This is a genomic window from Pseudomonas sp. PDM22 (assembly GCF_014851965.1).
Taxonomy (GTDB): Bacteria; Pseudomonadota; Gammaproteobacteria; order Pseudomonadales; family Pseudomonadaceae; genus Pseudomonas.
Genome location: NZ_JACVAR010000002.1, coordinates 543,825 through 557,252 on the forward strand (window position 1 = coordinate 543,825; position 13,428 = coordinate 557,252).

The 13,428-nt window shown below is 66.0% G+C and carries 13 protein-coding genes; 5 read left to right on the forward strand and 8 right to left on the reverse strand.

Annotated elements, in window-relative coordinates:
* The first annotated feature begins 49 nt into the window (after positions 1–49).
* Positions 50–478: a thiol-disulfide oxidoreductase DCC family protein gene (locus tag IB255_RS08105; RefSeq protein WP_081517674.1), complete on the forward strand. Its 429-nt coding sequence runs from the start codon at positions 50–52 to the stop codon at positions 476–478.
* Complete coding sequence (locus IB255_RS08110; RefSeq protein WP_081517675.1) at positions 471–863, forward strand: DoxX-like family protein; 393 nt, start codon at positions 471–473, stop codon at positions 861–863. Before IB255_RS08105 ends, IB255_RS08110 begins: the two co-directional genes overlap by 8 nt.
* Here IB255_RS08110 and IB255_RS08115 read toward each other — a convergent pair.
* Both IB255_RS08115 and IB255_RS08120 read right to left on the reverse strand, forming a co-directional pair.
* Positions 860–1,603: a TorF family putative porin gene (locus IB255_RS08115; protein ID WP_081517676.1), complete on the reverse strand. Its 744-nt coding sequence runs from the start codon at positions 1,601–1,603 to the stop codon at positions 860–862. The two genes, IB255_RS08110 and IB255_RS08115, sit on opposite strands and share 4 nt — an antisense overlap.
* Before the next feature lie 148 nt (positions 1,604–1,751).
* Positions 1,752–3,509: an amidohydrolase gene (locus tag IB255_RS08120; RefSeq protein ID WP_192210041.1), complete on the reverse strand. Its 1,758-nt coding sequence runs from the start codon at positions 3,507–3,509 to the stop codon at positions 1,752–1,754.
* Positions 3,510–3,627: 118 nt separating this feature from the next.
* Between IB255_RS08120 and IB255_RS08125 the strand changes: the two genes are divergently transcribed.
* Entirely contained in the window at positions 3,628–4,536 is a 909-nt protein-coding gene (locus tag IB255_RS08125; protein WP_192210355.1) for a LysR family transcriptional regulator, read from the forward strand.
* A 3-nt stretch (positions 4,537–4,539) separates the two neighbouring features.
* Here IB255_RS08125 and IB255_RS08130 read toward each other — a convergent pair whose 3' ends face one another.
* Both IB255_RS08130 and IB255_RS08135 read right to left on the reverse strand, forming a co-directional pair.
* Positions 4,540–5,148 (reverse strand): LysE family translocator, encoded by a 609-nt coding sequence (locus IB255_RS08130; RefSeq protein WP_192210042.1) that lies wholly within the window; start codon positions 5,146–5,148, stop codon positions 4,540–4,542.
* 52 nt (positions 5,149–5,200) lie between these two features.
* Entirely contained in the window at positions 5,201–6,037 is an 837-nt protein-coding gene (locus IB255_RS08135) for an AraC family transcriptional regulator (protein WP_192210043.1), read from the reverse strand.
* Between the two features lie 157 nt (positions 6,038–6,194).
* Here IB255_RS08135 and IB255_RS08140 point away from each other — a divergent pair, with 157 nt between their 5' ends.
* The gene (locus tag IB255_RS08140; RefSeq protein WP_081517680.1) at positions 6,195–6,626 is read left to right on the forward strand and encodes a hypothetical protein; all 432 of its coding nucleotides are present in this window, start codon (positions 6,195–6,197) and stop codon (positions 6,624–6,626) included.
* A gap of 53 nt (positions 6,627–6,679) precedes the next feature.
* Here IB255_RS08140 and IB255_RS08145 read toward each other — a convergent pair whose 3' ends face one another.
* From IB255_RS08145 to IB255_RS08160, 4 genes are all read right to left on the reverse strand, one after another.
* Complete coding sequence (locus IB255_RS08145) at positions 6,680–7,678, reverse strand: acyltransferase family protein (protein ID WP_081517681.1); 999 nt, start codon at positions 7,676–7,678, stop codon at positions 6,680–6,682.
* Between the two features lie 176 nt (positions 7,679–7,854).
* Entirely contained in the window at positions 7,855–9,465 is a 1,611-nt protein-coding gene (locus tag IB255_RS08150) for an FMN-binding glutamate synthase family protein (protein WP_192210044.1), read from the reverse strand.
* 455 nt (positions 9,466–9,920) lie between these two features.
* Positions 9,921–11,300, reverse strand: a complete 1,380-nt coding sequence (locus IB255_RS08155; protein ID WP_081517683.1) for an L-serine ammonia-lyase — start codon at positions 11,298–11,300, stop codon at positions 9,921–9,923.
* A 264-nt stretch (positions 11,301–11,564) separates the two neighbouring features.
* Positions 11,565–12,344 carry a helix-turn-helix transcriptional regulator gene (locus tag IB255_RS08160; protein ID WP_081517684.1) on the reverse strand — a complete coding sequence of 260 codons (780 nt, stop codon included), beginning with the start codon at positions 12,342–12,344 and terminating at the stop codon, positions 11,565–11,567.
* Between the two features lie 150 nt (positions 12,345–12,494).
* Here IB255_RS08160 and IB255_RS08165 point away from each other — a divergent pair, with 150 nt between their 5' ends.
* The gene (locus tag IB255_RS08165; RefSeq protein WP_192210045.1) at positions 12,495–13,313 is read left to right on the forward strand and encodes a carbon-nitrogen hydrolase family protein; all 819 of its coding nucleotides are present in this window, start codon (positions 12,495–12,497) and stop codon (positions 13,311–13,313) included.
* Positions 13,314–13,428: the final 115 nt, after the last annotated feature.

A 13,428-nucleotide genomic window follows, 5' to 3' on the forward strand; every position in this document is an offset into this window, starting at 1 on the left:
TCACAAGCGGCGGGCAAGGTTGCTTCACCAGGCTTCTGGAGACGACGCCATGGCTCTGCCCCCCAACATGCAGCCCGATGACAAGGTCGTGCTGTTCGATGGTACCTGCCGGCTGTGCAATGGCTGGAGCCGCTTCCTCCTGCGCTACGACCGCGAGCGCCGCGTGAAGCTTTGCAGCGTGCAGTCCGCCGAGGGCCAGGCGATTCTCGACTGGTTCGGCCTGCCCACCGGATACTTCGACACCATGCTCTATGTCGATGGCCGCGAAGGCTTCGAGCGTAGCGATGCCTTCCTGCGGGTGATCGGTCAGCTACCGGCGCCCTGGAACTGGTTGCGGGTGCTTTGGCTGGTGCCCCGGCCGCTGCGTGACTGGTTTTACGACCGCGTCGCGCTCAACCGCTACCGCCTGTTCGGCCGCGAGGACATCTGCCTGGTCCCGTCGCCGCAGTATCGCGGGCGCTTCCTTGGCAATGACTAGCGTCGCCATTGCGCGGCTGGCGTTGGGCGTGGTGTTTCTCTACCACGGCCTGGTGCCCAAGCTGCTGTTCCTCAGCCCTGATGAAGTCTGCATGATTGAGGCCCACAACTGGCCACTGTCGACCCTTCGCGTCGCCCAGGTCGCCGGTGCCGCCGAGATCGTCCTGGCGCTGTGCATCCTGCTGCTTCGCCGCAGCCGCTGGCCCTTGTGGCTGGCGGCTTTCGCCCTGCTGGCGCTGCTGGTGGATGTGGCGCTGTTCGCCCCTGAACTGCTGCTGGGTGCCTTCAACCCGGTGTCCACCAACGTCGCCGCTCTGGCGCTTTGCGCCATCGCCCTGCTGGGCGAGCGGGGCGCGCACCAGTCGCACCCCGTCCGTCCGCGTTAGAAACTCCTGCTCACGCTGGCGAGCACGGTCGCCGTGCACACGTCGCCGAAGCCGAACTGCGTGCGGCACTCGTTCTGCGACAGGTCGGTGTCGATGTAGCTCACGCCCCAGTCGAAACCCACCCATTCATGGCTCAGCTTCGCTTCCCACTCATAGTAGGTATCGCGGGTGTCGCCGCTGCCGGAGAGGTAGAGCGGGTCCTTGGCGTCATTGCGGCCGTAGCGCACGCGCAGCTTGAACTCCGCCGGCAGCTCGGCGTTGTAGGCCAGGTAGGTGTAGAGGTTGGCCTGGTTCTCGCCGAAGTAGGTCGGGTAGTCGTTGCCATAGTAGGCCGCCACTTCGAAGCCGTAGGCGTGGAGGATCGCGTAGGTATCGCTCTGGTTGAACTGGGCTTCCTTCGGGTAGGCGTACTTGATGTAGCCCAGGTCCAGGGCGATGTCGTCGTTGGCCTGCCAGTACCAGCCGGCGTAGTAGTCGGTTTCCTGGCGGGTCTTCAGGCCGCCGCCGAAGTCGACGTTGGAGGTCCACACGCCCAGGTAGGCGCCGGAGGCATGCTGCAGGGTCAGGCCGAGCTGGGCGGCGGGGTCGTTCTGCGTCTGCGAGATACCGCGGGTGCGGTAGTCGCTGACCAGGGCGGTGTCGATCTGCAGGGCGAAGCCTTCGCCGAGCTCCACGGCCAGGGCGGAGGTGAGCGGGGCGCAGGCGAGCAGCGCGCCGACAAGCCATTGCGGGCGATTCATACGGGGTTCCCTTTGTTGTGATTGTCTGTGGGCAGATGAAAAATCCCGCGCAGCGCCGACCCTCCCGGTCAACTCGGGAAGCTTCGGCAAGGGTAGGGCTGGCGGGCAGGGCGCCGGGGGTGTTCACGCCCCGGCGCAGGAGCCCGGCTCAGAGAGCCGGTTGGTCTTCGGCGCGGTAGATCTCGCGGCCTTCGAACAGGGTGTGGAGCACGCGGGCTTCGTCCAGTTGCTGGTCGGGCACGCTGAACACGTCGCGGTCGAGTACCACCATGTCGGCCTGCTTGCCGGGCGCCAGGGTGCCGATCTTGTCGCCCAGGCCGATGGTCTGTGCGGCGTTGCGGGTGTAGGCATAGAACATGGTCTGGCGATCCACGCGCTCGGCGGCGTTGAGCACGCCTTCTTCCCCGTGGCGGGTGACGGCCTGGTAGATGGCCTTCAGCGGATCGGGTGTGGACACCGGCCAGTCGCTGGCGCCGGCGATCGTGGCGCCGTTGTCCAGCAGCGACTTGGCCGGGTACATGTAGCGGTAGGCCTCGTCGGCGATGTAGGGCTTGACCAGCTCCACGGTGTAGGGCTCGGCGGTGGCCCAGTCCAGCTGCATCGAGGCGATCACGTTCAGCTGCTTGAAGCGCGGGAAGTCCTTGGGGTTGACCAGCTGCAAATGGGTGATCGAGTGGGTCACGCCGCTCTGCCGGTCCTTGCGCGCCTGGGCGACGCCGTTGAGCGATTCGCGCACCGCGCGGTCGCCGATGGCGTGCACGTGCACCAGCCAGCCACGGGCATCGGCGGCGCTGACCAGTTCGCCGAAGTGCTTGGGATCGATCAGCAACTCGCCCGGTTTGTGGCTGTTCTTGTAGTTCTCCAGCAGCGCGGCGGACTGCGCCGGGAATTCGATCACGCCGTCGGCGAACACCTTGATGCCCGGCAGCGTCAGGTTGGGGATGCCCTGGAACTGCTGGCGGACCTTCTCGATGACGTCAAGATCGGCCGGAGTGCTCCTGGGATTGACCACCTGCAGTGCGGCGACGTGGGCGGTGAGTTCGCCGTCGCGAGCCAGGTCGCGGTACACCGGCAGTACGCCGACGGTCTTCTCGGTGGGCTTGATGTTGAATACCGCCTCGCCCGGTGCGCCGTTGGCGGCCGGGTCCATCCAGGCGGTGATGCCGAGGCTGTTGTTGTACTTCACCGCAGCGCGGCCGGCGCGGTCCATGGTCTCGGTACTGGCGGCGGGCATGGTCGCAGCGACCAGGTCGAAGCCCGAGTCCACCAGGAAGCCGGTGGGGGCGAAGTCCTTGCCGTGGGCGATGTTGCCCTGTTCCAGCGAGCTGAGGCCGCGCACCCGTTGGGCGTCCAGCTTGGCGCGCTTGAGCATGGCGGCGTTGGCCCAGGCGGTGTGGTGGTCGCTGCCGATCAGGATCACCGGCACCTTCTCCCATTCGCCATGGTTCAGGCGCTCGGCGAGGCCGTCGGCCTTGGACCAGTAGCTGGAGTTCATGCCGTTCATCACGACGACGTCGCCGTTCTTCGCCTTGCCGCTGTCGCGGTCCTGCTTCAGGCGGGCGACGAAGGCGTCGAGGTCCATCTCTTCATCCATCAGACTGGCGGAGATCAGTTCCAGGCCGCCGAAGATGGAGTGCGAGTGGCTGTCGATGAAGCCGGGCATCAGTACCTTGCCGCCCAGGTCGACCTGCTTGCTGCCGGTGCCGGCGAGCTTGCGGATGTCCTCGTTGGAACCTACCTGCAGCACCTTGCCGCCAGCGACCGCGACGGCCTGCTGCAACGGTTGGCCAGGCTCGGCGGTGAAGACCTTGGCGTTGTACAGGATCAGGTCCGCGTTCTGTGCCTGAGCTTCAAAAGTACCCAGTGCGATGGCGAGCGCCAGCGCGCCCTTGAGCATGCCGTGCATGACTTCCCTCTGCTTTTCGGTGGATTATTGTTGGTCTGCGGCGCAGGCTACTGGCGGACCGGATCGTGCGGAAGTCGCCGCCAGGCATAACACTTGTGAAGGATTGGCACGAATGACGATGGACAGATTCAGCAGCCTGGCAATGTTTGTCGCCAGTGCCGAGACCGGCAGTTTCAGCCGCGCCGCCGAGCAGTTGGGCAAGACGCCCTCGGCGGTGACCAAGGCAGTCGGCCAGCTGGAAATCGAAGTCGGCGCGCGCCTGTTCGAGCGCACCACGCGCAGCATGTCGCTGACCGAAGCCGGCCAGCTCTATCTCGACGGCGCCCGCGAGGTGCTGGCGCGGATGCGCGAGACCACCGAGGAAATCGCCCAGTTGCAGCACAGCCTGCGCGGCGTGCTGCGCATCACCGGGCCGTTGATCGTCGGCCCGGTGTTCCTCGACCAGGCCTGCGCCGAATTTCTCGACCTGCACCCGGACGTGCGTCTGCAGGTGGACCTTTCCGACAGCTATGTCGACCTGCTCGACGGCCGTTACGACCTCGCCCTGCGCATGGGCAACAGCGACCTGCCGGGGCTGATCGCCCAGCCGCTGGCCGAGAGCCGCCTGATCATGTGCGCCAGCCCGGCCTACCTGGCCCGGCGCGGCACCCCGCGTCACCCCAGCGAAATCATCGACCACGATTGCCTGGTCTACCGCCATCCGGCGCTGGACGACCGCTGGTGGTTCGACGTCGAGGGCGAGCGCTTCTCGACCCCGCGCAGCGGCCGCCTGAACAGCGATAACCAGGCCGTGCTGCTCACCGCCTGCCTGGCCGGGCACGGCTTGCTGCCCTGCCCGCACTGGAGCGTGCTGGAGCACCTGCGCAGCGGGCGGCTGGTGACGGTGCTGGAAGACTACTTCTTCGAACCGGACACCTTCGGCGCGCAGATCCTCGCGGTCTACCCGAGCAACCGCCGCGCAACGCGCAAGATCCACGCGTTCATCGAGCACCTGCGCGAGTACCTGCGGCGCGACGGAATCCTTTAAGGATCAGAGCAGTGCGCCGGCCCAGGCCGACACCAGCAGCAGGATCGCCATCAGCTGGTTGAGCCGCTGCATCTGCATGGGTGAGAGCAGGCGCTGGCTGCCGATGCCCAGGCCGGCCCAGACCGCCGTGCAGGGAATCGACACGAGGAAGAACAGCAGCGACAGCAGTTGCACGCGGTCCAGTCGATCCACGCCGTGGCCGGCGTACACGCTGATCACCGCCAGTGCCATCATCCAGGTCTTGGGGTTGACCAGTTGCAGCGCGGCGGCGCCGAGCGCTCCCAGGCGTGCGGCGTCGGTGTCACGCTGCAGATCAGCCGGCGGGCTGCGGAATATTTGCCACGCCAGCCAGCTCAGCCAGAGCACGCCGACCACGCTCATCGCCTGTTGTACGCGCGGCAGGCTGGCCAGCACTTCACCCAGGCCACTGCCCACGGCGAGTACCAGCGCGGCTGCTGCCGCGCAGCCGCCGAACATGATCGGCAGCGCGGCGCCCCAGCCGAAGCGGGCGCTGTTGCTGAAGATCAGCAGGTTGGTCGGCCCCGGCGTGATCGAGGCGACGAAGGCGAAGAGGATGAAGGGCAGCCATTGGCCGAGCTGCGAGACGTGCATGGCGGGAACTCCGGTAAATCCGTGGGAGCTCATCTTCGCCAGTGCGGCGGGCTCAGTCTGGAAGCTTTGAGCAGCGCTTGCGGTAGTAGGCGGGGGTTACGCCATAGGCGCGGCGGAACCAGCGGCCGAGGTGGCTCTGGTCGGCGAAACCGAGGTCGGCGGCGATGTCCGCGGGCGCCAGGCCGCGACCAAGCAATTGCCGCGCGCGGGCCAGGCGCAGCTGGATCAGGTAGGCATGGGGCGGCAGGCCGAAGGCCTGCTTGAAGGCGCGGGTCAGGCGGAAGCGGTCACAGCCGCTGGCGCGGGCCAGGTCGTCGAGGCCGATATCGGCGGTCAGGTTGGCGTGCAGGAAGTCCCGCGCGCGCTGCGCCACCATGGGCAGATGAACCTGCGCTTCCCCGCGCTGGCGCCAGTGCAGGTGGCGGGTCATGCCGTCGAGCAGCTCGTCCATGGCGGTCTGGCGGACGATTCTCAGGTCGTTGCCGTGCACCGCCTGGAAGGCGTTGTCGACGCGTCGAGCCAGTCGCGGGTCGTCGATCAGCAGTTCGGGCACGCTCAGCTGGCAGTTGCCCGGCGCCTCTTCGAACAGCGTGCCGATCTCGCGTTCCAGCCAGGGCGCGTCGAGGTACAGGGTGCGGTAGGTGAAGCCGCCTTCGGTGGGCGCCTCGCCATCGTGGATGTCGCCGGGCTCAAGGAAGAACACCTGGCCGGTGGTACTGATGTAGCGCTGGTTGCGGCTGCGGAACTGCTGGACACCCGACTCGGTGTAGCCGATCAGGTAGCTGTCGTGCCAGTGCGGGTCGTAGGCGTGGCCCTTGAAGTGCGCGCGCAGGCTCTGGATGCCGGTGTCGGCATCCTGCAGCAGGTCGATCCAGTTGTCTTTGTGCATGGGCCGTCTCCGCACCGCTTGCCCGGTCGGCCAGCATAGCGCGCGTGGAGTGGCTGTCTGGAAGATTCGTGCAGCCGGCGGTCGAGTGTCGTGAATCCTGCGTGCTGGCGATAGGATGCAGCGACCGGAAAAGACGATCTCCAGGAGGGAGCTGTTCATGGGGCAGGAATACAACCTGGCGTTGATCATTGCTGCCGCGCTCAGTGCCATCGCCGGGGCGCTGCATGTCGGCGTGGTGCTGGTCGGGCCGCGCTGGTACCGGCTGTTCGGCGCCGGGGAGAGGCTCGCGCGGGCCGCCGAAGCCGGGCGCGTCTACCCGGCGCTGATCACCTTCGGCATCGCCTTCGTGCTGTTCGTCTGGGCCGCCTTTGCGCTGTCTGCGGCGGGGGTGCTGTGCCCGCTGCCGCTGCTGCGCCCGGCGCTGGTGGCGATCTCGCTGGTCTACCTGCTGCGCGGCGTGGCTGGCCCTGTCATTCTCAAGGACACCGGTCGCAGCCGGCGTTTCATCTGCGTCAGCTCGGCGATCTGCCTGGGCTTTGCGCTGGTGCATCTGGTGGGGCTGGCGCAGGTCTGGAGCCGGTTGGGGTAGCGGTGGGTTGCCCGCAACCAGTGGCGAGAGCCAGGGATGTGCCTCGTCAGTCTTCAGGTCGCCGTTTCACTTCCCAGCGTTTGAACTCTCGGCTGTTTGCTACTGCCCCGCAGTGCATGCCGGAGCCTCAACGCCGGCCGCTCGATGCAGTAATACGACACGCCACTGAGCAGGAAGGAGAACACCAGCAGCGCGGTAACCAGGTAATCCGAGTAACTGACCGGCCAGAAAACTCGCAGGAGGTACATCACCACGAAGTGATTGAGGAACACTCCATAACTGATGTTGCCGAGGAGCTCGTCAATTGGATGGAATTTGAGTTTCGTCAGCAGGTAGACAGCAGGCACGCCTAACGCGATACCGGCGGTTACTTCGGCATTGAATGGTCGACGCTCGATAAGGCCCGCCATGATCGCCACGAACATCAATGTGGCCGCAGCGGTCGTGCAGACGGCAATGGTCAGGCCTCTGGCTTGTGCTTTGTACAGGTAGCTGCCACAGAGGAATATGAACAGAACGCCAGGAAGCAGGCGATATCCGTAGAGGTCCGTGTTGACGTATCCGAGACAGGCGACCAGGAAAACCACGACGGATAGCGAAAACGCTATGCCGCGCGCCTTGTAGATGATCAGGAAAGGGATCACCAGGTAGAAGCAGGACTCCAGGCCAAGCGACCAGGCCGGCGGCAGGATTTCTGTGCTGGCTGCTCCGAACATGTAGAAACCCAGCGGCACCATGGTGAGACTGGCGGCGATCTTTCCAGGTGTCAGTTCGGCTGCCTGAGGCGTGCCGGGGAGGAGAAAGTAGACCACCACGCAGGCCGCGACGAAGTAGAGCAGAAACTGCGGGTATAGCCGCATCGCCCGGTCCAGGTAGAACAGGGCGACCTTATCCGCAGCGGCGTAATTACGTTCGATGAGCGAGGTCATCACGAAGCCGCTGATGATCAGGAAGGAGATCACCGCAACTACGCCAGGATTCAGTCCGGCGAAGGTGATACCCAAATGGGACACGGCCACTAGAATGGCCAACAACAGACGATACGCCCCCACTCAAGCCCCCGGCATCCTTGTAATTGTGGCGGGTAAATTACGATGCTTTACCGCCAAAGAACAGGCTCACTGTTGTTTCCACGTCGTCAGGCGGCTTATGGCTTTCAGTGGCTGCGGGAGCTGTCCATCGGGACAGTCCCTGGCCGGGACTGTCCTCCTGGGGCTGCTCAGGCTGTTCAGCCGGCGGCAGCCTCGAAGCTGTCGCTGCGCGCCATGCGCCAGATGCGCTCGTAGAACTCGCCTTCGATGTTGCCCGAGAGCAGTTCGCCGGGTTTGAGGAAGTAGTGCAGGTGCGAGAACAGGCGGATCTCGGTGGCCGAGACGCGGCGTACCAGGTGCTTGGCTTCCAGCTGCGACGGATGCTGGATGCCGGCGGCGGCGATCATCTCGGCCAGGCCTTTGAGCGTGTTGCGGTGGAAGTGGTAGACGCGCTCGGCCTTGTCCGGCACCACCAGGGCGCGCTGGCGCAGCGGGTCCTGGGTAGCGACGCCGGTGGGGCACTTGTTGGTGTGGCAGCTCTGGCTCTGGATGCAGCCGATGGCGAACATGAAGCCGCGCGCCGAGTTGGCCCAGTCGGCGCCCATGGCCAGCACGCTGGCGATGTCGAAGGCGCTGACGACCTTGCCGCTGGCGCCGATGCGGATCTTGTCGCGCAGGTTCAGGCCGACCAGGGTGTTGTGCACGAACAGCAGGCCTTCGCGCATCGGCAGGCCCATGTGGTCGGTGAACTCCAGGGGCGCGGCGCCGGTGCCGCCTTCCTTGCCGTCGACGACGATGAAGTCGGGGAGGATGCCGGTCTCGTGCATGGCCTTGGCGATGCCCATGAATTCCCACGGGTGGCCGATGCACAGCTTGAAGCCCACCGGCTTGCCGCCGGAGAGTTCGCGCAGCTGGACGATGAAGTTCAGCAGGCCGTGGGGCGAATCGAAGGCGCTGTGGGAGGAGGGCGAGATGCAGTCCTGGCCCATGGGCACGCCACGGGTGGAAGCGATTTCCGGGGTCACCTTGTGCTTGGGCAGGATGCCGCCGTGGCCGGGCTTGGCGCCCTGGCTGAGCTTGATCTCGATCATCTTCACCTGCGGGTCGACCGCCTGCTTGGCGAAGCGCTCGGGGCTGAAGGTGCCGTCGTCGTTGCGGCAGCCGAAGTAGCCGCTGCCCAGTTCCCAGGTCAGGTCGCCGCCGTACTCGCGGTGGTAGGGGCTGATGCTGCCTTCGCCGGTGTCATGGATGAAGCCGCCGAGCTTGGCGCCCTTGTTCAACGCGCGGATGGCGTTGGCGCTGAGCGAGCCGAAGCTCATCGCCGAGATGTTGAACACCGAGATGGAGTAGGGCTGCTTGCACTCCGGGCCGCCGACGGTGACGCGGAAGGTGCAGGGGTCGGCCACCGGGGCGGGGCGGATAGAGTGGGCGATGAACTCGAAGCCCGATTGGTAGACGTCGATCAGGGTGCCGAAGGGCTTGTCGGCGGTCTCGTTCTTCGCCCGCGAGTACACCAGGGCGCGCTGGGCGCGGGAGAAGGGCAGGGCCTCCTCGTCGCCTTCGAGCAGGTACTGGCGGATTTCCGGGCGGATGGCTTCCACCAGGTAGCGGATGTTGCCCAGGACCGGGTAGTTGCGGCGTACCGCATGGCGTTCCTGCAGCAGGTCGAAGACCCCGAGCACGCTCAGGGCGAAGGTGGTGAGGGTGAAGGGCCATACCCAGTCATGCCCGAGGAAGGGCAGGCTGAGCACGGTGAACAGGACGCACGCGGCGAAAAAGGCATAGCGGCTGAGCAGCGACAGGTTCATGGAGTCTCCAGTCGTCGGGCTTTTGATCACGGTCAGGTTGGCCAAAAGGGCCGCCACAGAGCATGGCAGGCATCGCGCGAACGCGCCTGGGTAAAGGTCAATGCGGCGGACTTTCGGAAGTCTTTCTAGTTCTGGCGGGCATCGACGGTAGCCCGAAGCGAAGGAAAAAGAAAGCTAGCTAACGATTTTCTCCGGGGCTGAGAAAGGCTGTTTCGGGGGCTGCAAGAAATAGCTGGTACTGCTTCCTTCTGTGGGATCGTGCCTAGGTTTTCCCTCACCCCAGCCCTCTCCCAGAGGGAGAGGGGGCAATTCGTGCCGGCTGACGCGATGGTTTCATCCTGCTCCGTAAGATCCCCTCTCCCGCTTGCGGGAGAGGGCTAGGGTGAGGGGCTCTTGACCTTGTAGGAGAAACGCGGGGTGCCTGGGTCATGCCCGCGAACCCGCGCTCAGCCGGACTAACAGGCAATCACATTTACCGCCAGTCCGCCCTTCGCCGTCTCCTTGTACTTGTCCATCATGTCGCGGCCGGTGTCGCGCAGGGTGTCGATGGCCTTGTCGAGGCTGACCAGGTGCTGGCCGTCGCCGCGGAGGGCGAGCTGGGCGGCGTTGATGGCCTTGAGCGAGGCCATGGCGTTGCGTTCGATGCAGGGCACCTGGACCAGCCCGGCCACCGGGTCGCAGGTCAGGCCGAGGTTGTGCTCAAGGCCGATCTCGGCGGCGTTTTCCACCTGCTCCAGGCTGCCGCCCAACACTTCCGCCAGGCCCCCGGCAGCCATGGCGCAGGCTGATCCGACCTCGCCCTGGCAACCGACTTCGGCACCGGAGATGGAGGCGTTGAGCTTGCACAGGATGCCAATGGCAGCAGCGGTCAGCAGGTAGCGTTCGATTCCTTCGGCATTGGCGTGGGCGTCGTAGCGCGCGTAGTAATGCAGCACCGCCGGGACTATGCCGGCCGCGCCGTTGGTGGGCGCGGTCACCACGCGCCCGCCGGCGGCGTTCTCCTCGTTCACCGCCAGCGCCCAGAGGTCCACCCAGTCCAGCGCGCCGAGGGTGGTGGCGATCAGGTTGCCGCTGTCCGCCTCGTTGAGCCGTCGGAACAGCATGGGCGCACGGCGCCGCACCTTGAGGCCGCCGGGCAGCGTGCCTTCGGTTTCCAGCCCACGGTTCACGCAGGCCTGCATTTCGTCCCAAATATGCGCAAGGCCTGCGTGGATCTCCTCGTCGCTGCGCAATGCGCGTTCGTTGGCCCACATCAGGTCGCTGATGCGTTTGAAACCCTGCTCGTGGCACAGGCGCAGCAGTTCCTCGGCGCTGTGGAAGGGGTAGGGCATCGGGTTGCCCTGCAGGGCGCGGTCGGTGTTGAAGTCCTGCGCATCCACCACGAAGCCGCCGCCAACCGAATAGCAGATGCGCTCGGCCAGCAGTTCGCCGTTGTCGTCCAGCGCGCGCAGGTGCAGGCCGTTGGGGTGGGCGGGCAGGCTGTCGTCGTGGAAGACCAACTGGCGCGCCGGGTCGAAGTCGATCTCCTGCACGCCGCCCAGGCGCAGGCGATGGCGCAGCAGGATGTCGTCCACCTGCGGGGCGAGGGCCGCAGGATCGGCTTCGGCCGGATCAATGCCGAGCAGGCCGATCAGGCAGGCGCGGTCGGTGGCGTGGCCCTTGCCGGTGGCGCTGAGGGAACCGTAGAGATGTACTTCCACGGCGGCGGTGCGCGGCAGCAGATCGTCGTCGCGCAGGCGGTCGACGAACTCGCGGGTGGCGCGCATCGGCCCCACGGTGTGGGAGCTGGACGGCCCGACGCCGGGCTTGAACATATCGAAGACGCTGAGGCTCATGGGATTTCCTCCTGTCCTCAAGCATGGACCCGCGTGGCCCCGAATGCTCACCGACCGCTCGACGGCTGGGCGCTATTTGTAGGAGCGAGCTTGCTCGCGATCCGCTTCACGACGGAACCGGCCAGCACGTAGGGCGCATAACCCGGTACGGGTTATCCGCCGAAACCACGGCGGCGGATAACGCTGACGCGTTATGCGCCCTACGGACTGACCGCTTGGTGGCCAAGTGCTTTACGGCGCCCGTATGAGTGAGGCGGAGTGCTCTCAGCCCTGCGCCTGCAGGAACAGCGAGAACAGTTCCGACTGCGACTTGATCCCCAGCTTGGCGTACATGTGCTTGCGGTGGACCTTCACCGTCTCGGCGGAAATGGCCAGCTTGCGGGCGATCTCCTTGCTGGAGCAGCCGCTGAGCATCAGGCGGCCGACTTCCAGCTCGCGGGCGGTGAGCGGGGTTTCCATCTGCTGCGCAGTGGACTCCAGGCGGTTCTGCCAGCGCGGCGGCGGGGGCGCTTCCTGGACTTCGCGCTCGAATGCCATGCGCTGGCGCATCAGGCCGGCGACCCAGGGTTGCACCAGGGCAAGCAGGGCGATCTGCTCCGGAGTGAAGCGGCCCTTGCTGCCCACCGAGCAGCAAAGGGTGCGTTCGCTGTCGAGCTGCACGTTGATCTGCACTTCGTCGGCGACCACGTTCAGGCTGAAGTAGCGCTGGAAGTAGTCGGTCTGCTCGAACATCTCCGGCGCCACGTCATCGAGGCGGAACAGTCCGCTGCCGGGCGCCTCGCGGCTGGCGATGTAGAAAGGATCGAGCAGGTAGAGGCCCTTGAGGTAGTCCTGGAACAGCGGATCGGGGCCGCCATCCTCGCCCGGGCATTCGGCGAAAACCTGGGGACGGCCGTCGCTGAAGAGCAGCACGACCCAGCTGTCGAAGGGTACATACTGGCCCAGCAGGCGCACCAGCGAGGTCCAGAAGTTCGGCTTGTCCAGCGCCTCGATCAGTTGCCCGACCGAGCGGTGCCAGGCGATATCCTGAAGGGAAAGGCTCATGACTCTACCCCCGATGGGTTACCACGCGGGCGTAATTACCCGGTGATGGCACGCCCGGCATACTCGGTGGATGCCTTGAGCCGGCGCGGTGCGCATTCTGACCCTTTTGCATCGTCTGGTCACTGGAAGACAAGAATCCGAGGAAGCCCCATGAAAGTAGAACTCGTCCAACTCGCCGGCCGTGATGGCGATGTGGCCTGGAACCTGGCCCGCACCCTGGAGGCCATCCACGCCTGCGCCGACGACACCCAGCTGGTGGTGTTCCCCGAGACCCAGCTGACCGGCTTCCCCACCGAGCAGAACATCGCCGCCATCGCCGAGCCGGTGGACGGCCCCAGCGTGCAGGCCGTCCAGCAGGCCGCGCGGGAGAAGAACATCAGCGTCGCCGTGGGCTTCGCCGAGGCCGCCGATGGCCGCTTCTACAACACCACGCTGCTGATCACCCCCGACGGCATCGCCCTGAAGTACCGCAAGACGCACCTGTGGGCGTCGGACCGCGGCATCTTCACCCCCGGCGATCGCTACGCCACCTGCCTGTGGAACGGCATCCGCGTCGGCATCGTGATCTGCTTCGACATCGAGTTCCCCGAGTCCGCCCGTGCGCTGGGCCAGCTTGGCGCCGAGCTGATCATCGTGACCAACGGCAACATGGACCCCTACGGCCCGACCCACCGCACCGCGATCATGGGCCGCGCCATGGAAAACCAGGCCTACGCGGTGATGGTCAACCGCGTTGGCGCAGGCGATGACGACCTGGTGTTTGCTGGCGGCAGCGCCGTGATCGACCCCTACGGCCAACTGATCGTCGAAGCCGGCCGCGAAGAGTGCCGGCAGATCGTCGAACTGGACTTCGAGCGCCTGGCGCAGTCGCGCCGCGACTACAGCTACCTGGCCGAGCGCCGCTTCGAGCTGCCCGGCGAGATGCGCGAGCACGCAAGCGGCCTGCGCGAGCTGATCATTCCCGCCTGAGTTTCCTATCCGGCCCACTGCAACCGGGCCGGGGCGCAGGGCCGCGCCGCCACAGCGTTATTCCACATTCGACGGGCGACCAGAGCGCCCGCGAGGCCTGCGGGTGAGCGCAGGC